General features: G+C 44.4%; 20 protein-coding genes and 2 pseudogenes. 13 read left to right on the forward strand and 9 right to left on the reverse strand.

What is annotated here, in order from left to right; all coding sequences use genetic code 11:
• Positions 1 to 129: 129 nt before the first annotated feature.
• Positions 130 to 534, reverse strand: coding sequence for a hypothetical protein (locus BLQ53_RS11080; RefSeq protein WP_093727390.1), 405 nt, complete (start codon positions 532 to 534; stop codon positions 130 to 132).
• A gap of 453 nt (positions 535 to 987) precedes the next feature.
• Here BLQ53_RS11080 and BLQ53_RS11085 point away from each other — a divergent pair, with 453 nt between their 5' ends.
• Complete coding sequence (locus BLQ53_RS11085) at positions 988 to 2,190, forward strand: MFS transporter (RefSeq protein ID WP_170829667.1); 1,203 nt, start codon at positions 988 to 990, stop codon at positions 2,188 to 2,190.
• Positions 2,191 to 2,246: 56 nt separating this feature from the next.
• On the opposite strand, the pseudogene chrA reads toward BLQ53_RS11085, so the two are convergent.
• Positions 2,247 to 3,364: pseudogene (gene chrA / locus BLQ53_RS11090) on the reverse strand (chromate efflux transporter).
• Between the two features lie 207 nt (positions 3,365 to 3,571).
• Between chrA and BLQ53_RS11095 the strand changes: the two are divergent.
• From BLQ53_RS11095 to BLQ53_RS11105, 3 genes are all read left to right on the forward strand, one after another.
• Positions 3,572 to 4,153, forward strand: a complete 582-nt coding sequence (locus tag BLQ53_RS11095) for a TetR/AcrR family transcriptional regulator (protein WP_244499334.1) — start codon at positions 3,572 to 3,574, stop codon at positions 4,151 to 4,153.
• 28 nt (positions 4,154 to 4,181) lie between these two features.
• Positions 4,182 to 5,636: a DHA2 family efflux MFS transporter permease subunit gene (locus BLQ53_RS11100; protein WP_093727392.1), complete on the forward strand. Its 1,455-nt coding sequence runs from the start codon at positions 4,182 to 4,184 to the stop codon at positions 5,634 to 5,636.
• 96 nt (positions 5,637 to 5,732) lie between these two features.
• Entirely contained in the window at positions 5,733 to 6,548 is an 816-nt protein-coding gene (locus BLQ53_RS11105; protein ID WP_244499342.1) for a GNAT family N-acetyltransferase, read from the forward strand.
• A gap of 28 nt (positions 6,549 to 6,576) precedes the next feature.
• Here the strand turns inward: BLQ53_RS11105 and BLQ53_RS11110 are convergent, their stop codons facing one another.
• On the reverse strand, positions 6,577 to 7,860 hold the full coding sequence (locus tag BLQ53_RS11110; RefSeq protein WP_093727394.1) for an aspartate aminotransferase type Ic: 1,284 nt from the start codon (positions 7,858 to 7,860) through the stop codon (positions 6,577 to 6,579).
• Positions 7,861 to 7,978: 118 nt separating this feature from the next.
• Between BLQ53_RS11110 and BLQ53_RS11115 the strand changes: the two genes are divergently transcribed.
• Positions 7,979 to 9,106, forward strand: coding sequence for an alpha-hydroxy acid oxidase (locus BLQ53_RS11115; protein WP_244499335.1), 1,128 nt, complete (start codon positions 7,979 to 7,981; stop codon positions 9,104 to 9,106).
• Positions 9,107 to 9,202: 96 nt separating this feature from the next.
• Entirely contained in the window at positions 9,203 to 9,562 is a 360-nt protein-coding gene (locus BLQ53_RS11120; protein WP_244499336.1) for a phosphate-starvation-inducible protein PsiE, read from the forward strand.
• 18 nt (positions 9,563 to 9,580) lie between these two features.
• On the opposite strand, the gene BLQ53_RS11125 is transcribed toward BLQ53_RS11120, so the two are convergent.
• On the reverse strand, positions 9,581 to 10,129 hold the full coding sequence (locus tag BLQ53_RS11125; protein ID WP_093727395.1) for a hypothetical protein: 549 nt from the start codon (positions 10,127 to 10,129) through the stop codon (positions 9,581 to 9,583).
• Positions 10,130 to 10,240: 111 nt separating this feature from the next.
• Between BLQ53_RS11125 and BLQ53_RS11130 the strand changes: the two genes are divergently transcribed.
• Positions 10,241 to 10,843 (forward strand): TetR/AcrR family transcriptional regulator, encoded by a 603-nt coding sequence (locus tag BLQ53_RS11130; RefSeq protein WP_093727396.1) that lies wholly within the window; start codon positions 10,241 to 10,243, stop codon positions 10,841 to 10,843.
• Between the two features lie 269 nt (positions 10,844 to 11,112).
• Positions 11,113 to 12,558: an NADP-dependent glyceraldehyde-3-phosphate dehydrogenase gene (locus BLQ53_RS11135; RefSeq protein WP_093727397.1), complete on the forward strand. Its 1,446-nt coding sequence runs from the start codon at positions 11,113 to 11,115 to the stop codon at positions 12,556 to 12,558.
• Between the two features lie 39 nt (positions 12,559 to 12,597).
• On the opposite strand, the gene ystJ is transcribed toward BLQ53_RS11135, so the two are convergent.
• Positions 12,598 to 13,836, reverse strand: a complete 1,239-nt coding sequence (gene ystJ, locus BLQ53_RS11140; RefSeq protein WP_093727398.1) for an NADP-dependent malic enzyme — start codon at positions 13,834 to 13,836, stop codon at positions 12,598 to 12,600.
• A gap of 334 nt (positions 13,837 to 14,170) precedes the next feature.
• Here ystJ and licT point away from each other — a divergent pair, with 334 nt between their 5' ends.
• The 3 genes from licT (at position 14,171) to BLQ53_RS11155 (ending at position 18,591) form a co-directional block, all read left to right on the forward strand.
• Positions 14,171 to 15,028, forward strand: a complete 858-nt coding sequence (licT, locus tag BLQ53_RS11145) for a BglG family transcription antiterminator LicT (RefSeq protein ID WP_093727399.1) — start codon at positions 14,171 to 14,173, stop codon at positions 15,026 to 15,028.
• Positions 15,029 to 15,211: 183 nt separating this feature from the next.
• Positions 15,212 to 17,128 (forward strand): beta-glucoside-specific PTS transporter subunit IIABC, encoded by a 1,917-nt coding sequence (locus BLQ53_RS11150; RefSeq protein WP_093727400.1) that lies wholly within the window; start codon positions 15,212 to 15,214, stop codon positions 17,126 to 17,128.
• A gap of 32 nt (positions 17,129 to 17,160) precedes the next feature.
• On the forward strand, positions 17,161 to 18,591 hold the full coding sequence (locus BLQ53_RS11155; protein WP_093727401.1) for a 6-phospho-beta-glucosidase: 1,431 nt from the start codon (positions 17,161 to 17,163) through the stop codon (positions 18,589 to 18,591).
• Positions 18,592 to 18,762: 171 nt separating this feature from the next.
• Here BLQ53_RS11155 and BLQ53_RS11160 read toward each other — a convergent pair whose 3' ends face one another.
• A complete protein-coding gene (locus BLQ53_RS11160; protein ID WP_093727402.1) occupies positions 18,763 to 19,314 on the reverse strand; it encodes a PepSY domain-containing protein in 552 nt (183 codons plus the stop codon).
• Positions 19,315 to 19,494: 180 nt separating this feature from the next.
• Between BLQ53_RS11160 and BLQ53_RS11165 the strand changes: the two genes are divergently transcribed.
• Positions 19,495 to 20,952, forward strand: coding sequence for an aldehyde dehydrogenase family protein (locus BLQ53_RS11165; protein WP_093727403.1), 1,458 nt, complete (start codon positions 19,495 to 19,497; stop codon positions 20,950 to 20,952).
• Positions 20,953 to 20,971: 19 nt separating this feature from the next.
• On the forward strand, positions 20,972 to 21,616 hold the full coding sequence (locus tag BLQ53_RS11170) for an SDR family oxidoreductase (RefSeq protein WP_093727404.1): 645 nt from the start codon (positions 20,972 to 20,974) through the stop codon (positions 21,614 to 21,616).
• Between the two features lie 147 nt (positions 21,617 to 21,763).
• Here BLQ53_RS11170 and BLQ53_RS11175 read toward each other — a convergent pair.
• From BLQ53_RS11175 to BLQ53_RS11185, 3 genes and pseudogenes are all read right to left on the reverse strand, one after another.
• Positions 21,764 to 21,979: pseudogene (locus tag BLQ53_RS11175) on the reverse strand (metallophosphoesterase); the annotation flags it as partial.
• Positions 21,980 to 22,145: 166 nt separating this feature from the next.
• Entirely contained in the window at positions 22,146 to 23,129 is a 984-nt protein-coding gene (locus tag BLQ53_RS11180; protein WP_212733366.1) for an LLM class flavin-dependent oxidoreductase, read from the reverse strand.
• Between the two features lie 30 nt (positions 23,130 to 23,159).
• Entirely contained in the window at positions 23,160 to 23,906 is a 747-nt protein-coding gene (locus BLQ53_RS11185; protein WP_093727406.1) for an NADPH-dependent oxidoreductase, read from the reverse strand.
• Positions 23,907 to 24,020 lie beyond the last annotated feature (114 nt).

The raw sequence follows: 24,020 nt of genomic DNA on the forward strand, positions 1-24,020 counted from the left end.
TTTTCTGCATAAAAAATACCCTCCAAATTGACACTTAGTTTAAGTGTACCACTTGAAGGGTGTTTTTTTATGTCCCATTTGACTAGGTTAGTCTACTCGGGAAGTGTCTTTTTTATAATGCTAGATCGATTAAGGTGCAAAACCATAGAAAATAAGTATGAAGATAAAGAAGGATACATAACTCAATCCTGCCAGCAAAGCGAACCAAAAAATGTACATGGTGACTCTTATCCAAGTCAGTTCAGACAGCTTGGGAATCAGTTTGAATAATGTATATGCAATAAGTAAGATTGTTGGAATGATGTATAAATAGGAAAATACACTGACCCAATGATAAAGACTGTTGAAACCACCCTCCAATACAGGACCGTCATATATCCGATATTTGTTGGAAATGTATATGATTCCGGTTACGAAAATGATGGAAAGCAATGTGAAGTAGGTGAGGGTGGAATATCTTACACCTTTTTTTTCTCCCCTCAGAATGAAATACATAAAAAGAAGAAAAATTATCAAAATGAATATTTTAAACATTGTTTCACCTCGGATGAAAAGCATTATGCCAAAGACCAAGTGTACCATTATTTGCTACATGGAGACTAAGGTCGCTTAATAAAAGGGTATAAAAAAAAGCTATGTATTGCACAATAGTCATTCGAGTGTTAATATAGAAAAAATTTACAAGTGATGAAGCGGAGTAGTATAGTGTGTCAGTTCCTTCTACAGAGAATCCCCGCAATGCTGAAAAGGGTGGAGGAGCCCAGCTGGAACAAACCGTGGAGCTGCTTGCCGGATAGATGATGGCAGGCCGGGAGTGCTCGTTATTGCACAAAGGTCTACGCATTCAGCGTGTACTTTTTGAGTCTGGCAGGGTGACTTGTCAGGAAAACTAGGGTGGCACCGCGACGGAATCTCGCCCCTAAGATGACAATCTTGGGGGTGGGATTTTTTTATTTGCTTCACTTCAGAAAATGGGGAGGAATGAAGATGGGGAAATACCGTTTTCGTGCTATTGGAATGCTGATAGCGATTACCTGTGCATCTTGTGGGGATTGGTTGTATTTGATTGCTTTGAATTTGAAAGTATATGAGCAGGCAGAGCAGACAGCAGCAGCTGTCGCCATCCTCTATATGATCAAACCGGCAGCAGGATTGCTGATGAACAGCTGGGCTGGAAGTATTATTGATCGGTTGGATAATCGAAAGCTGATGATTACGTTGCACTTAATAAGGATTGTCGGATTAATCGGGATGATCATGGCTGATTCCCTATGGCAAATTTATGTGCTGGTGTTTTTCGTTGCAGCAGCTGGATCTATTTTTGAACCAGCGAGTTTGCCCTATATAACTGGATTGATCAAAGAACGGCACTGGCAGAAATTCAATTCATACCGCGCTATTGCAGATGGCAGCGGCTTTGTGATAGGGCCGGCAGCAGCGGGAATCTTGGTTGGTGCTGGGTCTGTTGAGGCTGCGTTAACCGTAAATATATTACTTTTGCTGTTGGCGGCAGTCATTTGCTTTGTTTTGCCATCTGTAAAAGTTGCCTTGGAGGAGAAAGCGGAAAGCAAATGGCTGCAGATCTGGAAAGAGGATTGGCGTCTAGTTTTCGATTATAGTAAAAGCTTTGCCATGCTGACATTTCTGCTTCTTTTATTCAGCTGCTTTACCGTCATGACCGCATCTGTTGATTCCATGGAAGTAGCTTTTGCGGCTGAAGCGATTGGGCTTTCAGAAGCTTCATATGGATTACTTGTAAGTATTGCTGGAGTCGGCTTTATCTCTGGTTCCGTACTGCTTACTGTAGTAACTCGTTATTTCAGGTCGGTTCAATTACTCACATATGGTGCATCAGCAGGAGCTATGGGATATGTACTGTTCGCTTTTTCACAAAGCTTCATACCGGCAAGTGCTGGTGTATTCATTCTATCCGGCGCACTGGCTTTTGCCAATGCTGGATATGTGACCTATATGCAAGAGCGGATTCCGGTCGAGCAGATGGGCCGTATGCTAAGTATGTATCAATCAATTGAAGCCGTCTTAATTATCGGGATGACGGCAGTACTTGCTGGTATCAACCAGTTGACGAGTGTGGCAGCTGCGGTACAAATCGGTTGTTTGATCATGCTGATGTTAGCGATCTTGCTAGGGATGTGCAGTTTGAAAGCGAATGTAAAAACAAAAGCTTGAATAATCAACAAAGGGTATGTGTCATCCTCATACCCTTTGTTGGCACATGGAAACTACTATAACACCAAGCCGCTGATAGCGCCGATTATTACAATGACCCAAGCTGGCACTTTCCAGAAGGCCAGCAGGCTATAGTAAACAGCAGCAAGTGCAATGTCAACAGCTGTGTGTATAGTCGTGGACCAGATAGGGATAAAAAATGCACTGATCAAGATTCCTACAACGGCAGCATCCCGATTATGAGCAAAAAGGCTGGAAGGAAAATGGCCAGTGTAGCAAGTAAACCTCCTTGCCAGCCGTACAGTACAGTTCCGAGATAAGCAGCAAATGTAAATAATGGCCCGGGTACTGCCTGGGCAGCGCCGTAACCGGCAAGGAAGTCTTGCTGACTGATCAATCCTGTAGAGACGAATTCCCGTTCAAGGAGTGGAAGGACAACATGACCGCCCCCGAAGACGAGTGAACCAGAACGGTAAAAACTATCGGCCATAACAAGAAAAGGAACATCTGCTATCAAACGCAGTAAGGGCAATCCGGCTAATAAAATGAAAAATAGACTTAGGCAGATTGCACCAATCTTTTTATTGATGGAGAGGCTTAGCTCGGCAGATTTTTTATCGCCCTGATCAGGGTGCAGCAGAAAATAGCCTGCAACAGCTGCAAGTAATATAGCCAGCAGCTGTGCCAATTGATGGGACCATAAAAGTGTAAGTACAAGAGCTCCTAATGCAATACCCTTTGTGATGGGACTTGCTGCGAGTTTCTGGCTCATTCCGAGTATGGCATGAGCGACAACGGCAACTGCTACGAGCTTCAACCCCTGAATCCACCCAGCATCCGCCAAATCTATATGAACAAGGAATAAGGCAAACAAAATGAGAATGATGACAGAAGGCAAGGTGAATCCTATGAATGAGATGATTCCTCCGAGTATGCCGCCTCTTATGATTCCGATCCCAATTCCAACTTGACTGCTGGCCGGCCCGGGCAGGAACTGACTTAATGCAACAAGATTGGCATATGCTTGTTCTCCAAGCCAACGTTTATTTCGTACATACGTCTCCTGGAAGTAACCAAGGTGGGCAATGGGGCCACCGAAGGATGTACAACCCAAGCGAAGAGATATAAGAAAAATTTCAATAAGGGCAGATAATTTCTTTTGGTTATTCGTCATATTCCATACGCCTTTCCATATATTAATCGTTGGTATGAGATGAAATGTGCTGTAAGAAATTCATTTGTACTATAACATTACCTTTGTTCTGGTGTTTAGAGATTTACAGTAACTTTATAAAATATTATACAGATTATATTCTTGACAGTCTGAACGAAAAAAAATATTATTATCTAGACCAATTGCTATAATTTAAGGAGTGTAAGGTTGTATGGTGCAGTGAAAAAGAAGGAAAGCACAAAAGAACTTATATTATGTACTGCTTCGGAATTGTTCCAGCGGCAGGGCTATCACGGAACAGGCTTGAATCAAATTATTGAGGAAAGCGGTGCCCCAAAAGGGTCGTTGTACTATCACTTTCCAAATGGAAAGGAAGAGATCGCAGTCGAAGCCATCAGGCTCATGAAAGAACATGTCTTGGAAGGAGCCGCGAGGGATCTGGCAGCGAAGGGTACGGCAGTAGAGGCTTTTCAGTACCATATTCACAAGATTGCTTCCGAATTTGAAAAAAAACATCAAATGGAAGGTGTGCAAATCGGACTGATTGCATCTGAAACTGCAGCAACGCACGAAGCATTGCGAAATAGCTGCCAGCATGCTTATGCAGATTGGCAGGCATTATATACAGATAGATTAATCGCCTTCAGTTACGATAAAGAAATGGCGAAAGAATTGGCGGTTACGATAAATGCCATGGTGGAAGGAGCGGTCATCCTTGCTCTGACAAGTGCATCGGGAAGTCCGTTGTATAGTGTCGCGAAACAGCTTCCATCATTACTTAATAAATAATTCCGCATTGGAGGAGAAAGCTTTGCAAATGGATAGTAATAATACAGCTGCAACAGCTGTGGATACCAGCAATATAAAGACGATGCCGATCATCATCTCATTCTTGATTGCTGGTTTTGTTGGACTTTTCAGTGAGACAGCGCTGAATATCGCGCTGCAGAATATCATTAATGGATTCGGAATATCCGCTTCCTCAGCTCAATGGCTGACTACTGGGTATCTATTGACATTAGGTGTGCTCGTACCGGTTTCCGGTTTAATCATGCAGTGGTTCACGACGCGTCAGCTATTCCTGACTTCTTTGGTCTTCTCGATCATTGGTACTTTGATCGCTGCCATTGCACCTTCATTCGCCGTATTGCTGATCGCGCGTATCGTGCAGGCAGTCGGGACGGCTTTGCTGCTTCCGCTTATGTTCAATACGATCCTGAACATCATCCCTCCGCATCGACGCGGTAAAGCAATGGGATTGATTGGATTGGTCATCATGTTCGCACCTGCCGTAGGTCCGACGGTTTCTGGTTTGATCATCGATAAATTGACTTGGCACTGGATCTTCTGGTTCTCCCTTCCATTGCTTGTAATTGCACTTGTTTTCGGTGCATTCTTTATGCAGAACGTTACGCAATTGACGAAGCCGAAAATCGATATCTTGTCCATCGTCCTATCGACTATCGGTTTTGGAGGAGTGGTTTACGGCTTCAGCCATGCTGGTGAAGGTGGCGGATGGGGCGATCCAATCGTTATTGTCACGATTGCGGTTGGTATCTTGAGTCTGATTCTATTCTCTGTCCGCCAAGTTAAGATGGAGCAGCCAATGATGAATTTGAATGCATTCAGATATCCAATGTTCGTATTGGGCTTGCTGCTGATACTTGTGAGTATGATGGTTATGCTTTCTTCCATGATCTTGCTGCCATTGTATTTGCAGACATCACTAGCACTCACACCGCTGGTTGCCGGTCTGACAATGCTTCCTGGCGGTGTTATCAACGGTTTGCTATCTCCTGTAATGGGTGGCTTGTTCGATAAATTCGGACCGAGATTCCTTGTAACACCTGGTCTGATCATCGTCACTTTGGTTATGTTCGGTTTCTCTACCATTTCATTGGAAACATCCACATCTTTCATCGTCGGTTTGCATATCGCGCTGATGATCGGTATTTCCATGATCATGATGCCGGCTCAGACAAATGGTCTGAACCAGCTGCCCCCTAGTCTGTATCCGGATGGGACGGCTATCATGAACACATTGCAGCAGGTTGCTGGTGCAATCGGTACAGCTGTTGCTATTTCCATCATGACAGCTGGAAGTGATAGATACATGGAGAGTGCTGCTAATCCGCAAGATCCAAATACAGCTATCCAAGCCTTTACAGAAGGTGTCCAAAGTTCCTTTATCTTTGGTATCATTGCTGCGATTGTCGGTGTTGTCATCAGCTTCTTCATCAGACGAGTGAAAGTGGACCATCAAGCAAATTAATCAGAATCCTGCCGTTAACGCGGCGGGATTTTTTATGTGGAAAATTAAGGTATAATAGGTGAAGCAACTGACATGGGGGGATCGAGATTGCTTACAGTGGCTCAACTAAAGGAAATAAAAGCGCTTCAGCAAACAGTGGAGCAGTACGACGGGATAGAGCTGAAACTGAATTGGGATATGCTTGAGAACAGGAGTGAATCCGAGCAGACAGATTTTATGTCATATGAAGCTGGCCAGCTTGTTGGTTTTCTGGGTCTATACAGCTTCGGCAGCAAAGTCGAGGTTTGCGGCATGGTGCATCCGGATTACCGGAGGAAAGGCATATTCAGTGAGCTTTTCCAAGAAAGCATCCCTGCCATGGAAAAAGCTCGGCACAAATTACTGAATGTGCCGGCAGATAGTATATCAGGCAAAGCATGGATAGAAACAGTGAATTGTACTTTTAAAGAATCGGAATACATGATGAGATGGGAAGGTGAAGCACTCCCAGGTTCCGATGGGTCAGTTCGTTTGCGCCCTTCTTCTTTGAAAGATATCGAAATGAAGATACAATTGGATATCCTTTGTTTCGACTTTGATGCGGAAGAAGCGCAAGTATACAATGACCGCATGGAGAAGGATGGTTTTCAGAAGGAGTTTTATATAATCGAGACTGAAAGTAAGGCAGTCGGAAAGATCCGGATTCATCAAAATGGAAAAAGAAGTGAGATATATGGATTCGCTGTGCTGCCGGAATTCCAAGGGAAAGGGTATGGGAGGAAGGCGCTGCAGGAAGCGGTGCGGATGGAAACAGCCAAGGGTCAACGTGTGTTTCTGGAAGTTCAGACCGAAAATGAAAAAGCATTGTCTTTGTATACTTCCATTGGATTTATGAAGGAAAGTCAACAAAATTATTATCTTTATCCAAATTGAAAGAGGCCGCCTCTATGGCGGCCTGATTTTATTTTTGCAACAGACGATTGATGCTGACCATTTCTACGCATAAGCATAGCACTTCGATAGCTTTTTTCAGCTCTTCAGTCGGCGGCAGTGTTGGTGCGATGCGGATGTTCCGGTCGGATGGATCCTTGCCGTACGGGTAGGTTGCACCCGCACCAGTCAATGTCACACCGGCTTTCTTGGCAAGCTCAACCACATCTTTGGCGCAACCGTCCATCGTGTTCAAGCTGATGAAGTAGCCACCATTCGGATTCGTCCAATCGGCAATCCCTTTTCCGCCCAATTTCTCCTCCAGGATGGATAAGACAGTATGGAATTTAGGTGCGATGATTGCTGCATGTTTTTTCATATGAGCAGAAAGTGTATCTTTATCTTTTAAAAATGCGACATGGCGTATTTGATTCAGTTTATCCGGACCAATTGATTGGACGGATAAGTTCTTTTTATAAAATGCTATATTCTTCTCGCTGGATGCAAGTGCTGCAACGCCCGACCCCGGGAAAGTCACCTTTGAAGTCGATGTGAATTCCATGATGCGGTCCGGGTATCCTGCTTTTGCTGCAGCAGGAAGGATGTTTTTCAATTCATCTGGTTCGTCTGAGAGATGATGGACGATATACGCATTATCCCAGAATATCCGGAAATCATTCGCGGCGGTCTGCATGCCCGCAAGTCGATCGACGACTGCATCGGTATATGTAAAACCATCCGGATTGCTGTATTTAGGTACACACCAGATTCCTTTGATTTGTGGGTCGGCAGCTGCCAGCTTTTCCACTTCATCCATATCCGGACCTTCTGGTGTCATCGCTACAGGAATCATTTCAATACCCAATGCTTCACAAATGGTGAAATGGCGATCGTAACCAGGGCTGGGGCAAAGGAATTTCACATTGCCTTGCTTTATCCATGGTGTAGCTTCCTCGGAAACACCATGCAGCAAAAATTGAACGATAGAATCATGCATCATTGTCAGACTGCTGTTTCCGCCTACGATCACTTGTGTCGGTTCAACTTCCAAAATAGAGGAAAAAAGTGCTTTTGCTTCCGGAATGCCGTCCAATACACCATAGTTCCGGGCATCTGTTCCGTTTTCTGTTTTGACTGTGCTGCTTGACGTAAGGATATCGAGCATCGGCTGGGAAAGATCAAGCTGCTCGGTGCAAGGTTTCCCGCGCGACATATCGAGCTGCAGCTGCTGACTGGCGATCGCCTCGTATGCATCCTGCAGCGTATTGTATTTCTGTTGTAACGCTTCATTCGAAAGATCTTGATAAGTAGCCATGGTTGCCGCCTCCGTCTGCGTGTTTTTCAAAGATAATCTTAACACGAAAAGTATGGAATTCCTAACGTGTTCGAATTATTCTATTATAATTACAAAGAAATGATTGGGGGTATGGAAAGTGGGAAATGTGTTTACTAGAATCGGGGAGTCAACAGGTGATTACCCGTTATTTGCAGGGGAATGGGAAAAACGAGCGCGGGAAATTCTCCCGGCTGGTCCGTTTGGTTTTTTGCAAAGCGGAGCAGGTGATGAGGTAACGTTAGGGCAGAATCGAGAAGCATTCAACGACTACGACATTCTGCCGCGGGTTCTGCGCGATGTTTCGAATGTGGATCCGTCCATCCAGCTGTTCGGCCAAGAACAAAGCCTGCCGTTGATGCTTGCTCCAGTCGGATTCCAAGGGATCTTTCATTCCGAGAAGGAAATTGGCAGTGTGAAAGCTGCTGCAGCTGCGGGTATTCCATTTGTTGCAAGCACGGTTACATCAGCTTCGTTAGAAGAGATTGCAGCGGCAGCGCCAAAAGCGGTGAAATGGTTTCAACTGTATTGGTCGAAGAATCTTGATTTAACTGCCAGCATGGCAAGAAGGGCTGAGGAGGCTGGTTATCAGGCTATTGTTGTCACAGTCGATACTGGACTGCTGGGCTGGAGGAAGCGAGATTATCGAAATGGATATTCTCCGCTCAAACTTTTGCAAGGAGCGGCAAATTACATACATGATCCTGTTTTTCAAGACATGGTGCCACAGCTTACAGAGAAGCATATAAGGGATGCGATTTTGGATAATATCCATCACCCGAATCTGTCATGGGATGATTTGCGATTCTTGCGGAACCAGACAAAGTTGCCGATTGTTGTAAAAGGTATCCTGCATCCTGCCGATGCAAGACAGGTAGTCGATTTGGGATTGGACGCAATTATCGTCTCCAATCACGGCGGCCGGCAGCTTGATGGTGCCATTGCTTCAGTGCGTGCACTGCCGGCTATTGTGCAAGAAGTAGATGAAGCAGTGCCCATACTGATGGATGGCGGTGTGCGGAGCGGTGCAGATGTATTCAAGGCGATCGCTTTGGGAGCTGACAGTGTCCTGATCGGCCGGCCTTATGTGTACGGACTCGTAGCTGATGGACAAGCTGGGGTAAGCCGTGTGATTGGTGATCTGCGAACTGAGCTTGAATTGACGTATGCATTATCCGGAGTGACACGAACTGCCGAAATCAGTTCCGCGTATTTGGTGAAAAGGTAGGGAATAGTAATATTTGAGGTGATACGATGCGGACCCAAATGCGTACAAAGAAGAAGCATACGAAAGCACAATTGCGAAAGTCTTGCGGAATATGTATTGAATATCGGCCTGATTCTTTTGGCAATCGCCATTACTATCTTGTTGGCGAAGGAATTGATCGATATTATCAACAATTCCTTATTCAATGAAGGGAACACTTCCAGACTGGAATTTTTGAATAATATTTTGGTGTTTTTCCTGTATTTCGAATTCATTGCCATGATAGTGAAGTACTTTCAGGAAGATTATCATTTTCCGATCCGCTATTTCCTGTATATAGGGATAACAGCATTGATTCGCCTTATCGTCGTCTGCGCACTCCATACATTATATTATTGCGGGGCAATCCTCTTGCTTGTCATCTGTTATTTCATTATGAATGTAGCTAATGAAAAATCGAAAAAGGAAGATTTCTAAAAAGAGAAGCATGCAGCTCTAGGAGCCTGCATGCTTCTCTTTTTTAGGAAACAGGATATAGCTGAAACTGATGAGAAAATCGATTCCGAGAACGATTGACCAGATCCGCAGAACACTGGTGAGTGCTGCTGTCCTTTCTGCATCATCAATCCAAAAGATGACAGCAAATAATAGCCCGGCACCAATGATATATGCAAGCACATGCTGCAGCCATCCTTTTACTTCCTTCAAGGCATGCTCTTTACCGTAGAGCTTCTTGGGCTTTTCACCTTGCTTTATGATGTAATAAGCAAACCGCTGATCAGCCCAGCGTATCATCGATTTCCCATAGGCTAGGCTTACACCGATGTACACGGCAGCAATTGCATGTGCGATTGTTGCTGTCGCTCCACGTGCCAAATCAAAGCTTGTAGCTGCAAGTAAAACCAGGTCGATCAATGGGGTTGCCGAGAGCAAGATCAAACCAACTTTGGGAAGCTTAAATACATAACGGGCAATTAACCCAGCTGCAATAAAAATCCAGAAACCAATTTCGCACAAGATGATCAATATAATGATGGCGTTCATTTTTCAGCTCCTTTTTTAGTACAGTTGTATTATTATGCTAACACAAGATTTATGGTGATACAACTGTATTAAAAAATTGATTTTGCATGCGCCCTCTGCTACATTAATGCTATGCCAAAAAAAATAGATCATGAAGCAAGGAAACAAGATATAGCCAAAGCAACTTGGAAGGTCATCATGGATAGGGGGATAGAGGCAGCATCCGTCCGGAATATTGCCAAGGAGGCCGGTTTGTCATTAGGTTCGCTGCGTCATTATTTCACAACGCAGGATGAACTGCTGGAGTATGCGATGGAACTTGTCAAAACCCGTTGTAAAGATCGGATCATGCAGGTCATCAAGCAGCCGCTGCCGCCAAAACAGCTTGCCAAAGAGGTGCTGTTGGAGCTTCTCCCGATAGATTCGGAGACAATGGCGGAGATGCAAGTATGGTTTGTATTCACCTTGCATTTCAAATATAAGCACGGGAATAATTTTCAGCAGACGGACGGAATCAGGGAAGTCGTACAGCGCTTATTGGTACTGCTTTCGGATAGTGATATATTGAAAAGTGGGAAGGATTTAAACAAGGAGACGGAAAAATTATATGCGCTGGTTGATGGATTGGCTATCCACCGATTTTTAGATCCAGGACATTTTACTGGCGAATATGCTGCGGAAATCCTAGGAGAATATGTAGATGATCTATGCCAGGAAGTGGAGGGGAGCGAATGATGCTCCTCTTTTTTTAGTTAAAAAAGAATGCATTTATACGTATATTCATCGGATTCCAATCTGTTATGGATAACAGATTTAACAATAATAATGACATACTAATTTTATATGTTATATACTTAGAAACCTTGATATTACGGAAAAAATTAAATTAATTTTTTTGAGCAAAAAGATTCCATTATAAAAATGTTAGTAGTAGAATGAGTGTCAGAAACTTTTTTAAGTTTTTTAATTAAATAAACTAACTGTAACACGAGGAGGAAAAAGGAATGGAGTCAACATTAACAGCACAACGTTATTACGTGAATGGCGAATGGAAAGAAAGCACCACCGGTAATGTAGTGGAAATCATGTCTCCGTACAAAGAGGGCGTCGTTGGAACTGTACAGGCATTATCCCAAGAAGAGGCAGCAGCGGCAATCCAATCTGCAAAGCAAGCACAAAAAGCATGGGCAAAGGTTTCCTTGCAGGAAAAGGCAGATTTGCTTTATAAATGGGCGGATGAACTGCTTGCAATGCAGGATGAACTTGCACAAACAATGATGTTTGAAGTCGGTAAGAGCCTGAAAGATGCCAAAAGTGAAGTGCAGCGGACATATGATTATATCCGTTATACTGCACAGGAAGCATTGCATACCAATGGCGAAAGCATGAGAGGCGATCGTTTCCCGGGTGGTTCCAGTTCCAAGGTTGGTATTGTGGATAGGGTACCATTAGGTGTCGTTCTGGCAATTGCGCCATTCAACTATCCAGTAAACTTATCAGCATCCAAACTGGCTCCAGCACTTATTTCCGGTAATACGGTCATCTTCAAGCCTGCAACGCAAGGCGCTTTGAGCGGTATCAAGATGATGGAGGCATTCGACCGAGCTGGCTTCCCAGCGGGTGTTGTCAATATTGTCACTGGCCGCGGTTCTGTCATCGGTGACTTCCTTGTGGAGCATAAAGATATAAGCATGGTTTCATTCACTGGGGGAACGAAAACAGGTGAGAATCTGGCGAAAGTTGCTGGCATGAAGCCTGTCGTTCTTGAGCTTGGCGGTAAAGATCCTGGTATTGTCCGCGAAGATGCAGATATTGATAAGGCTGTGAAGAATATCATCAGCGGAGCTTATTCTTATTCAGGTCAGCGTTGTACAGCGATCAAACGTGTACTTGTCCATGATAATGTGGCAAATGAATTGGTTGCGAAATTGCAGGCTGAAGTGGAGAAATTGGCTGTTGGTTCTCCAGAAGACGGCAATACAGTTGTTCCATTGATCGATAGTAAATCAGCGGATGGCGTGCAAGCGTTAATCGATGATGCATTGGAAAAAGGAGCGACACTTCTTGCAGGTAACAAACGCGAAGGCAATCTGATTCATCCGACTTTGCTTGATCATGTAACGGAAGATATGGATGTTGCATGGGTAGAGCCATTCGGTCCAGTACTTCCTGTCATCCGTGTTGGTTCTGATGAGGAAGCGATCGAAATCGCCAATAAATCCGAGTACGGCTTGCAGGCGAGCATCTTCACACGTGATGTGGATAAAGCCTTCTATATTGCGAATGAATTGGAAACTGGTGCTGTCCAAATCAACGGACGCACAGAGCGTGGTCCAGACCACTTCCCATTCCTTGGAGTAAAAGGTTCTGGTATGGGAACGCAAGGTATTGCGAACAGTATTCTTTCCATGACAAGAGAGAAACTGACTGTATTGAACTTGGATAAATAATAGAAAAGAGGAATCCCGCGGGATTCCTCTTTTTTGTGCTTAGTCTTTGTCGATGATTGTCAGCTGACGAGTTTTTTCAGCTACTTCTTCCGGATCAACCGTGATACGGTTGACACCAGTATCCATCGCCGCTTTTGCTACTGCTTTTGCAACAGCTGGCGCAACGCGAGGATCGAATGGAGCCGGGATTACGTAATCTTCGTTCAAATCGCTCTCGTCGATCAGCTCGGCAATCGCTTTCGCAGCTGCAATCTTCATCTCTTCGTTGATGCCAGTTGCGCGAACATCCAGGGCACCGCGGAAGATACCAGGGAAGGCAAGTACGTTGTTCACCTGGTTCGGGAAGTCAGAGCGGCCAGTACCGATTACGCGGGCGCCTGCTTCTTTTGCATCATCCGGCAGGATTTCCGGATCTGGATTCGCCATTGCGAAGATGATCGGATCTTTTGCCATTGTACGAACATCGTCTTTTGACAATAGGTTTGCCAACGATACACCAATGAACACATCAGCATCCTTGATCGCATCGGAAAGGCTACCTTCCTGACGGTCGCGGTTCGTGATTTTCGCTACACGGTCTTTCATTTTGTTCATGCCTTCCGGACGACCTTCGTAGATCATGCCTTTGGAGTCACACATGATGACATTGTTTACACCAAGGCTGTGCAGCAATTCGATGATTGCGATACCGGCAGCACCAGCACCATTCGCGACAACTTTGATGTTATCGAAGCTTTTGCCAACCAATTTCAACGCGTTCAGCAAACCGGCAACTGTTACAATCGCAGTACCATGCTGATCATCGTGGAATACTGGGATATCTGTTTCAGCTTTCAAACGCTCTTCGATTTCGAAGCAGCGAGGAGCAGAGATATCCTCCAAGTTCACGCCGCCGAATGTTGGCGCCATCAATTTCACAGTGCGAACGATTTCGTCCACATCGTTTGTATCAAGCACGATCGGGAAGCTATCAACACCCGCGAAACTTTGGAACAAGACAGATTTTCCTTCCATTACTGGAAGAGCAGCTTCAGGGCCGATATTTCCAAGGCCAAGCACGGCAGTACCGTCACTGACAACAGCAACCATATTGCCTTTCATTGTGTACTCGTAAACGTCATCCCTGTTTTGGTGGATTTCCTTACAAGGTTCCGCTACACCAGGAGAGTAAGCAAGGCTCAGATCCGTCGCATTACGAACGGGGATCTTCGACTTCATTGTCAGTTTCCCTTTATTTTCACGGTGTATTTTCAACGCATCTTCTCGTAGATTGCTCATCCTCTTACATCCCTTCTGTATATGTAAATATCTAATAGTAGATTTCTATACCAGCTTTGATTATACCTTTCTGCAGAGTAGGAAAGCGATTAATTGGCTTGTAATTTCCATTTTATAATTAAAATAATCGTTAGTTTAAATAAAGAAAGTGAAAACGGACTTTACTTCCTTAGATTGACAGGGAAATACTGCTGTGATATTTTCAGTGTAAAGCGTTTACAAATTGAGCGAGGATTGTTACCGCATTGCGGGCAAAACCTGAATTTGCACAAGCAGACAGCTGCTATGTGTAAATTTGGGTTTTTTTCATTCTGTTAGGACATGGGGGAAAACGATGAAGATAGAAAAAATCTTGAACAATAGTGTTGTAGTTACAAGGAATGATAAAAATCAGGAACTTGTCGTGATGGGAAAAGGTTTAGCTTTTAAGAAGAAAATAGGAGATAGCATAGATGTATCCCAGATTGAGAAAAAATTCATCTTGGAAAAGTCAGGTATGACCGATAAATTAGAGACATTATTGCGGGATGTTTCTCCAGTTTATCTTAATATTGTTGCCAAAATAGTGGAATATGCACGTGGCCATCTCCCGTACGACTTGGATGAATATCTTTATGTCGCATTGACTGATCACCTCAGTTTTGCCATCAGCAGAGAGAAACAAGGAATCACCTTGAAGAACCCGCTTGTTTGGGAGATACGGAAATATTATAAACAAGAATACAAGATTGCGTGGAAAGCGCTGGACATAATCGAGGAAGATACAGGTTATAAACTGGGTGAGGATGAAGCGGCATCCATCGCATTGCATTTGGTCAACAGTCAGCTGACAGGCGAGCACGTGATGACAGCCGTACAAGTGACGGAAATGGTCAGCAACCTGCTGAATATTGTTACGTATCATGTAAAAGGAAACCTGGATGAGAGCTCGGTCAATTATGAGCGTTTCCTGACACACTTGCGATTTTTTGCTGTGCGTTTCCTGCGAGATGAAAGATTGCCTGAATTAGCAGAATCATTCCTTTATGATCAAGTACGGCTGAAGTACAAGCATGCATTCGAATGTACAGAAAGAATAGACGTCTATTTGAGGGAAAAATTTGATTCTGGACTTACGCAGGATGAACAATTGTATCTTACTGTTCATATACATCGTCTGACAAAACAATCGAATCAGCATAAAAGTAAATAAATTGTAAATGTAAGCGTTGACATTTTTGGGTGAAGGTGATACATTTTAACCATCAGCTGAATATCCTTCGAAGGAATGTTACCTTAATAGGGCATAACCTGATTAGTTTGGCCGCACAGCATTTGTGCGCCAAAGCTAATCAGGTTTTTTATTTGCCAAATTCCAATAAAAGGTGGGATTAAGATGAAGTATGAACAATTGGCTAAAGATATCATCCAACATGTCGGCGGCCGGGAGAATGTCAACGGTGTTGTCCATTGTATCACCCGTTTACGGTTCAAATTGAAAGATGAAGATAAAGCAAACACCGATGCACTCAAGAACATGGACGATGTCGTCACCGTCCTGAAAAGCGGAGGGCAGTATCAGGTTGTCATTGGTAACCATGTGCCTGATGTTTATAAAGCAGTAACGCATGTCGGAGGTTTTACCGGCAACGAACAATCAGCACAGGAAGACGATAAAGATACGAATCCTTTCAATAAATTCATCGATATCATCTCAAGCATTTTTACGCCAGTACTTGGGGTTTTGGCTGCAACAGGTATGATCAAAGGTTTCAATGCCATGTTCCTGGCCTTTAAATGGATTGAAAAAGATTCCGGAACCTATCAAATCCTTAATGCTATTGGCGATTCCTTGTTCTACTTCTTTCCTATTTTCTTAGGTTATACCGCAATGAAGAAATTTGGCGGCAGTCATTTTATCGGGATGGCTATCGGTGCAGCACTTGTTTATCCGACATTATCGGGACTTACAACGGGCGATCCGCTGTATACATTATTCAGTGGTACGCTGTTTGAATCTCCTGTGCATATTACTTTCTTAGGGATCCCGGTAATCTTGATGACGTATTCATCCTCTGTCATTCCGATTATTTTGGCGACTTTCTTTGCAGCAAAGATCGAAAGAGGCTTCGCTAAGATTGTACCTGATGTCATCAAGACCTTTGTTGTACCGTTTTTGACACTGCTGGTGATAGTACCGCTGACATTTCTGATAATAGGCCCGATTGCTACGTGGGCAGGACAGCTTATCGGTCAAGCGACACTTAGCATTTATGATCTAAGTCCGATCATTGCTGGTTTGTTCCTAGGGGCTTTTTGGCAGATCTTCGTTATTTTCGGATTGCATTGGGGGCTTGTCCCAATCTCAATCAATAACTTGTCCGTATACGGCGGAGACCCGGTTTTGGCACTTGTTTTTGCTGCTTCCTTCGCTCAAATCGGTGCAGTATTGGCAGTGTGGATCCGTATTAAGCAGCGGAAACTAAAAACATTAAGCATACCAGCATTTATTTCAGGTATATTTGGTGTGACGGAGCCAGCAATTTATGGTATTACACTCCCGCTGAAACGTCCATTTATCATTAGCTGTATCGGCGGTGCTTTAGGGGGAGCTGTTTTAGGTATCTTCAAGACGACAGGGTATATGACAGGCGGACTCGGTATATTCCAGATTCCTACATTCATTGGTCCAAATGGATTCGACGTGGGATTCTGGGGTTCATTCGTTTCAATCGGAGTGGCGTTTGCTGCTGCATTTGTACTGACGATGCTATTTGGATTCACAAAGGAAAACAATAAGCCGGATACAGTTCAGGAGCCGACAACGCCAATTCAGAAAGAAGAGAAGCTAGCTATTGGCAATGATGTTATTGCTAGCCCATTCCAAGGTTCTGTAGTTCCTTTATCTGAAATCAAGGATGAGGCATTTGCAACAGGTGCACTAGGCAAGGGTGTGGCAATCATCCCGTCAGAAGGAAAACTGTACGCACCTGCTTCTGGCGTTGTGTCGGTTTTATTCCCAACAAAACATGCCGTTGGAATCACAACGGATAACGGAGCCGAAATTCTCATCCATATCGGTATGGATACAGTTCAGTTGGATGGGAAATTCTTTGAGGCTCAAGTAAAGCAAGGGGACCGCGTGGAAAAAGGACAGCTGTTAATAGAGTTCGATTTGGAAAGTGTCCAGAATGCGGGCTTCGATATCACGACACCAGTTGTAGTCACGGATGTAAAGGATTACAATCTGGTTGCGGCAACAGAGGAAAAGCAAGTGAAATGGGGCGAGCCGTTGCTTACCCTGAATATTTAATGCTTGATAGTAGATTGAGAGGAGCAGTGTACATGAGTATTTTTCCGGAAGGATTTTTATGGGGCGGTGCGGTTGCAGCCAACCAAGTAGAGGGTGCCTATCGTGAGGGCGGAAAAGGATTGACGACAGTCGATCTGCTGCCGATTGGAGCAGATAGATTCTCCATCATGCAAGGTAATATCGATACACTCGAACCAGTTGCAGGAGCGTATTATCCATCACACGAGGCTATTGATTTCTATCATAGCTATAAAGAGGATATTGCGTTGTTTGCAGAGATGGGATTCAAAGCATTGCGAGTTTCGATTGCTTGGGCTCGAATCTTCCCGCACGGGGATGACGAACAGCCGAATGAAGAAGGATTGCAGTTCTATGATGATTTGTTTGATGAATTGCTTAAATATGAAATTGAGCCAGTGGTTACGATGGCGCATTTCGATGTACCAGTCCATCTTGTACAGAAATATGGAAGCTGGCAGAATCGGGCACTTGTCTCCTTCTTTGAAAACTATGCCAGAACCATTTTCACCAGATACAAAGATAAAGTGAAGTACTGGATGACATTCAATGAAATCAATATGCTCCTGCATCTGCCATTTGTCGGTGCTGGATTAGTCTTCCGTGAGGGGGATGACAAAAAGCAAATCCAGTACCAGGCCGCTCATCATCAGCTGGTTGCGAGTGCATTGGCTGTGAAGCTATGTCACAAGATCATTCCCGGGGCAAAAATCGGCTGTATGCTGGCTGCGGGTACGACTTATCCGTATTCACCAAATCCGGCCGATTATCTGGAAGCGATGGATAGGGACAGGGATTCCTTCTTCTTTATCGACGTACAGGCTCGCGGTGCCTACCCAGGCTATGCGAAACGCTTTTTCAAAGATAATGATATTGTCATCGAGATGGAACCAGGCGATGAAGAAATACTGCGCCATACTGTCGATTATATTGGTTTCAGCTACTACGCCAGCCGTACGACAAGCACGGATCCGGAAGTGCTCGGCAAGACCACTGCCGGAAATGTATTTGGATCGGTGGAAAATCCATATTTGCCAAAATCTGAATGGGGTTGGACAATAGACCCGACAGGCTTCCGTATTACAGCGAATCAGCTTTATGATCGCTATCAGAAACCGTTGTTTGTAGTGGAAAATGGCTTGGGTGCAGTGGATACGGTCAATGAAGAGGGGAAAGTGGAAGATTCCTATCGGATTGACTATCTTCAAAAACATTTGGAACAAATGCGCGAAGCGATTGAGGATGGCGTAGAAATCCTTGGCTACACAAGCTGGGGACCGATCGATCTCGTCAGCGCGAGTACTGGGGAAATGAAGAAGCGATATGGCTATATATACGTAGATAAGGATAACGATGGTAATGGTTCTCTTAAAAGAGTGAAAAAGAGCAGCTTCCATTGGTATAAAAAGGTCATCAAAACAAATGGCGGAAGCTTGAGCGATTAACGAAAACAGCACCTCCCGGGGTCAGCCCGAGGGGTGCTTTTCCATTGTTATCAGTCTTTCTGTTTTGTCGGACGGTGGGCAGCTTCGGATATCAGATTCCACCTATTAATAACCTGTTTGGAGAATATGAAACATAAAAAAGAGCCTCCTTAAAGGAGACTCGGGTTTTGATCAGTCATCATCACCATCATCATCATCGTAATGGATGGATTCTTTTTCTGTATATGTCACGTCGCCGGATTCTGCGTCAACAGTCACTTCGATTTCATCCTTATCTGTGCGAAGTTCCACATCATATTCCAGTCTGCCATCGTCTTCATCTAGGGAGATATCAGTCAGTACAGCACCTTTTTCTTGTGCCAGAGCTGTTTTGGCTGCTGCTTTGATATCTACTTTTGGCTGCGTTACTTGATTATCATCATCATCGTCATCTTTCCGAGACTCGACTGATCCATCATCTGCATTTACGCGAAGATCATATTCTGCTTTATCGTCATTAATATCCACTTCGTAATAAGCCTGCCCATTACGTGCAGTATCCAGCTCTACGCTAGTGACTGTTCCTGCTTGTTCTTTGCTTGCATTATCGATTGCTTGATCCAGATTCACTTTTGTGTCAGTTGGAACTTTATCATCGTCCGCGCTCACATGCTGGAAACCGAACCCCAATCCTGCTGCCAATGTCAGTGCTAGACCGCTTGCTAGTAGATTCTTTCTTTTCATAGTAATCCATCTCCTTATTCGTTGTTATGGTTCTACTATATCCAACACATCTTAGAGCAGCATGAAGTGAAAATTAGAAAACGCTGAGAAATGGAGAAGACGTCTCACAGGTGACTTGTTTAATCTCATGCAGAGGGGGAATTGTCTCTAAGTCGAGATAAACCCAAGGGAGGCGTTATCATGCAAAAGCAGTTCGATTTACTTTATATAGACGGTGAATGGCGTAAAGGAAACAGTGAAGAGACGTTTGAAAATATCAATCCATATACAGGTGAAACTTTGTTTACGATTCAAGGAGCAAATGAAGCTGACGTGGATGAGGCTTATAAAGCAGCAGCCAGAGCGCAGAAGGAATGGGCAAAGCAGCCGCCGCAAGTGAAGCGGGAGCTTATTGAGAAGGCAATCCAGATCATGGAACAAGAGAAAGAGCTGTTCATCGAATGGCTGATCAAGGAAGCAGGCAGCACGTATCGGAAGGCGGTCGGCGAAATCACGACTGCGGTCAATTTTATGAAGGAAGCGGCTTCTTATCCGAATCGGATGAAAGGGGAAGTATTCCTTTCCCATGTTCCCGGCAAGGTGAATAAAGTTTATCAGGAACCGCTGGGAGTAGTGGGTGTTATCAGCCCTTGGAACTTCCCGCTTCATTTGACCATGCGTTCTGTTGCAGCGGCCTTGGCCGCTGGTAACGGCGTGGTCATCAAACCTTCCAAGGATACGACAGTGACAGCAGGTTCGCTTGTGGCTGCTTTGTTCGAGGAAGCTGGAGCGCCAAAAGGTCTGGTCAACCTTGTCAGTGGTAAGAGCTCCGAAATCGGTGATGCTTTTGTGAAGCATCCGATTCCGCGATTGATTTCTTTTACAGGATCCACCGGAGTCGGTAAGCATATCGCATCTCTTGCAGCTGGTGAACTTAAATGTACAGCATTGGAGCTGGGCGGTAACAACGTGCTCATCGTGATGGATGATGCCAGCATCGATATGGCAGTGGAATCCGCTGTTTACGGTAAGTTCTATCACCAAGGACAGGTTTGTATCGCGCTGAACCGCATCCTCGTTCAAGCCTCCGTAGCCGAGGAATTCACGAGCAAGTTCGTTGCAAAAGTCAAAAAACTGCGATACGGTGACCCTGGAGATAAAAATACTCAAGTAGGTCCGATTATAAATGCGCAGCAAGTGGAAAGCATAAAAGAGCAGCTGCAGCGTGCGATTGATGCTGGAGCAAACGTTTTGACTGGCGGCAATTGGAATGGCAATGTGTTAGAGCCTACTGTCGTCAACCAAGTGGACAATCGGTCTCCGCTTGCCGCAGAAGAAATTTTCGGACCGATTGCACCGATCATTACATTTGAAACAGAAGAGGAAGCGATCGAGATGGCCAATGAGCATCCATACGGTCTTTCCGGTGCTGTGCATTCTACAGTGGGGCATGGTGAATTGATTGCCAAGCGAGTCGAAACGGGAATGATTCATGTCAACGACCAGAGCATCAATGATGAACCGCAAGCGCCATTTGGCGGGGTGAAGCAATCCGGGCTTGGCCGTTTCAATGGTAAATGGGCATTGGAGGAATTCACCGAAACGAAATGGATCGGTGTCCAGAATGAGCGCACGGATTATGACAGCTTTTTGAAATAAACGGAAATGAGGGATGAACATGAGCAAAGTATTCATTATCGGAGCAAACGGTAAAGTAGGGAAAAACCTGGTTAACGTACTGAATGAGAAGAAAGAGCACGAAGTATCCGTCGGATTGCGGAAGGAAGAACAATTCGGATATTTCGAAGAGAAAGGCGTAAAACCGGTCTTCTTGAACTTGGAGGATAATGTGGACGCGATTACAGACGCAATTCAAGGCTCCGATGTTGTTGTATTTACAGCAGGTTCTGGAGGAAGTACTGGAGCTGATAAGACGTTGGCGATTGATTTGGACGGCGCTGCGAAGTCAGTGAAAGCCGCTGAAGCAATTGGAGCGAAGCAATTCATTATGGTCAGTGCTATCCACGCTGATTCTCCAGAAGAGTGGAGCGAAAGCATGAAGCCGTATTACATCGCGAAGCATTATGCGGATCAAATCGTTCAAGGCAGTAAGCTGAACTATACGATTTTGCGTCCAGGTGGATTATCGGATGATGCAGGAACTGGCAAAGTTACAACAGATCCATCCGAATTCAAGACAACACAGATTCCGCGAGAAGATGTGGCACGTGCAATTGTCGCAGCTATTGGAAATGAGAAGGCGGAAGGGAAGATTGTTTCCTTGCTGGCTGGAGATACACCAGTTGAGGAAGTTTATAGCTAATATAATGGAAAGAAGACCGCTAAAATAGTAGTGGTCTTCTTTTTATTGCCTTTTAACAATACTGCATAACGTTAATATATAATTTTAGAAATTAGATTAGAAATATCGGAAAAGTGTAATTCATATAAAGCATCCCATCTATCGTATTTAGCTTCTCGATAAAGTTAAAACAATAATTTCTGGACGATTAAATACTCCCAAAGGAATTGTACTATTTCCAAGACCTCTATTAACAAACATTGAAGTATTATCTGAGACGTGTTTACCTGCAGTATACTTTGGGAGAAAACCTTGGTTCGGAGCGACTAAACCACCAACAAAAGGTATTCTAACTTGACCGCCGTGAGCATGACCTGAAACTAATGCAATAACTGCTATTAAGGTAAATAACAATCGCTTTTTTATCTTCTTCAAAGTATCACTTCTTTCATTGTACGTGGAATATTATACCAATTTGTGTCTATTCAAAGAGATATTGATCGATTATACATAAAAAAAGAACCTCTTTAATTGAGGTTCTTTTACGTGATTACTTCCAAAGCTCGGATAGTAATGTATAGCTATTTCTGCGTTTTTCCTGATCAAAAATGTCGGCTGAAACGATAAGTTCATCAAACTGCGTTTTCGCATGGAATGCTTCTAATTCACTGGCTACTTTTTCTTTATCTCCGACGAAGGAGTAGGTCAATGTGTTTGTCACATGCAGCTTTTCGTGCTCGTTCCAAATATGATCCATGCTCTCGACAGGGGCAGTGGAAGATCCAGAGCGGCCGCGAATGATGCTGAGGAATTTAAGCTTTAATGTCGTGGAAAGGAATTCCGCTTCTTCATTCGTATCTGCAACGATACCGTTAACTGTAACCATTGCATATGGTTTGTCCAGGTAAACAGAAGGCTGGAATCGTTCGCGGTATAAGCGCAGTGCATTGTGCAGCTCTCCTGGTGCAAAGTGGCTGGCGAATGCAAAAGGCAAACCGAGCATCGCAGCAAGCTGTGCGCTGAACGTGCTGGAACCTAATAGATAAACCGGCACATTCGTACCGTGTCCAGGGTGTGCTTTAATTGGCAGGTTGGCATCACTGAAATAGGCGAGCAGCTCTTTCACGTCTTCTGGGAAGTTCTCTGCACTTGTATGTGCATCACGACGCAAAGCGCGGCTTGTCATATAGTCTGTACCAGGTGCACGTCCTAATCCAAGGTCGATACGGTCTGGATACATCGTTGCCAATGTGCCGAATTGCTCCGCTATGACTAGCGGAGAGTGGTTCGGCAGCATCACACCGCCGGAGCCGACACGGATAGTGGAGCTATGGCCAGCTAGATAACCGATCAAGACAGAAGTCGCAGAGCTGGCAATGCTCGGCATATTGTGATGCTCCGCAACCCAGTAACGATTATATCCCAGTTTTTCTGTGTGCTGAATCAGCTGTTTGCTGTTTTCAAAGGCTTCTTTTGGTGTTTTATTGTCTGGTACAGGTGATAAATCCAAAACCGATAAAGGTGTTCTGGTCATCATTCATACTTCCTTTCTGCTTGCTTCTTTTTATTTATAATCGTATCCGCTCTGTTTCAGAACGTCTGTTACTTTTCCGTATTCTTTATACCGTTCGGAATAGAAAGCGGCAATTCTTTCCGACCAAGGGTGTGCTTTCGTTTCGCCGGTGCGGGCTTTGATTGCTTCTTGCTGTCTTTTATCCATTTCTTCAACTGCTGCTTTCTGATTTTGTACGTATGTTTCCTTATGATAGAAAGCTTCCATTGGAATTCGCGGGCTCTGAGCTGGCAGTGGATCAGCAGGATAACCAATAGCAAGACCGGAGATCGGGAATGCGAGCTCTGGCAGCTCAAGCAGTTCGGAAATCTCAGCAGGACTTCTGCGGACGCCGCCAATCGGAACAGTGCCTATACCCATGGATTCTGCTGCAGCAACAGCAGTACCAAGCGCGATACCTACATCTGTAGAGCCTACTAATACAGCTTCGATATCCCTCATAACCTCAAGTTTCTTATCGTGTATATCAGTTATGTGCTTAGCGCGGCTGTAATCCATGCAGAAAACGAGAAAAGCAGCAGCGTCATCAATATGCTTCTGATTACCGGAAAGCTCCGCTAATCGGCTTTTTCTTTCCTTATCAGTTACGGCGACAACAGAAACCTGCTGGCCGTTAATCCAGTTCGGTGCTTGGATAGCTGCACCCATAATCGCATCCAGCTGCTCTTGAGTGAGTTTTTTATCAGTAAATGTCCGTACGGAACGGTGATTGTGCAATTGATTGATGAAGTCGTTCATAATAGCCTCCTATTTCGTCATGCGACTTACATGCTCTACGGAATATTATACGTAGGTGAAAGAATAGAAAGCAAAAGAACAGCTTACAAGCAGAAAGCACAAGCGCTACGCTCG

The sequence above is a fragment of the Terribacillus halophilus genome (genome assembly GCF_900101385.1).
Lineage (GTDB): Bacteria > Bacillota > Bacilli > Bacillales > Amphibacillaceae > Terribacillus > Terribacillus halophilus.

What these genes read in the sequence shown, in the direction of transcription:
- BLQ53_RS11080 (WP_093727390.1), bottom strand. Translation starts at nt 534, where the DNA reads ATGTTTAAAATATTCATTTTGATAATTTTTCTTCTTTTTATGTATTTC.
- BLQ53_RS11085 (WP_170829667.1), top strand. Translation starts at nt 988, where the DNA reads ATGGGGAAATACCGTTTTCGTGCTATTGGAATGCTGATAGCGATTACC.
- BLQ53_RS11100 (WP_093727392.1), top strand. Translation starts at nt 4,182, where the DNA reads ATGGATAGTAATAATACAGCTGCAACAGCTGTGGATACCAGCAATATA.
- BLQ53_RS11110 (WP_093727394.1), bottom strand. Translation starts at nt 7,860, where the DNA reads ATGGCTACTTATCAAGATCTTTCGAATGAAGCGTTACAACAGAAATAC.
- BLQ53_RS11125 (WP_093727395.1), bottom strand. Translation starts at nt 10,129, where the DNA reads ATGAACGCCATCATTATATTGATCATCTTGTGCGAAATTGGTTTCTGG.
- BLQ53_RS11130 (WP_093727396.1), top strand. Translation starts at nt 10,241, where the DNA reads ATGCCAAAAAAAATAGATCATGAAGCAAGGAAACAAGATATAGCCAAA.
- BLQ53_RS11135 (WP_093727397.1), top strand. Translation starts at nt 11,113, where the DNA reads ATGGAGTCAACATTAACAGCACAACGTTATTACGTGAATGGCGAATGG.
- ystJ (WP_093727398.1), bottom strand. Translation starts at nt 13,836, where the DNA reads ATGAGCAATCTACGAGAAGATGCGTTGAAAATACACCGTGAAAATAAA.
- licT (WP_093727399.1), top strand. Translation starts at nt 14,171, where the DNA reads ATGAAGATAGAAAAAATCTTGAACAATAGTGTTGTAGTTACAAGGAAT.
- BLQ53_RS11150 (WP_093727400.1), top strand. Translation starts at nt 15,212, where the DNA reads ATGAAGTATGAACAATTGGCTAAAGATATCATCCAACATGTCGGCGGC.
- BLQ53_RS11155 (WP_093727401.1), top strand. Translation starts at nt 17,161, where the DNA reads ATGAGTATTTTTCCGGAAGGATTTTTATGGGGCGGTGCGGTTGCAGCC.
- BLQ53_RS11160 (WP_093727402.1), bottom strand. Translation starts at nt 19,314, where the DNA reads ATGAAAAGAAAGAATCTACTAGCAAGCGGTCTAGCACTGACATTGGCA.
- BLQ53_RS11165 (WP_093727403.1), top strand. Translation starts at nt 19,495, where the DNA reads ATGCAAAAGCAGTTCGATTTACTTTATATAGACGGTGAATGGCGTAAA.
- BLQ53_RS11170 (WP_093727404.1), top strand. Translation starts at nt 20,972, where the DNA reads ATGAGCAAAGTATTCATTATCGGAGCAAACGGTAAAGTAGGGAAAAAC.
- BLQ53_RS11180 (WP_212733366.1), bottom strand. Translation starts at nt 23,129, where the DNA reads ATGACCAGAACACCTTTATCGGTTTTGGATTTATCACCTGTACCAGAC.
- BLQ53_RS11185 (WP_093727406.1), bottom strand. Translation starts at nt 23,906, where the DNA reads ATGAACGACTTCATCAATCAATTGCACAATCACCGTTCCGTACGGACA.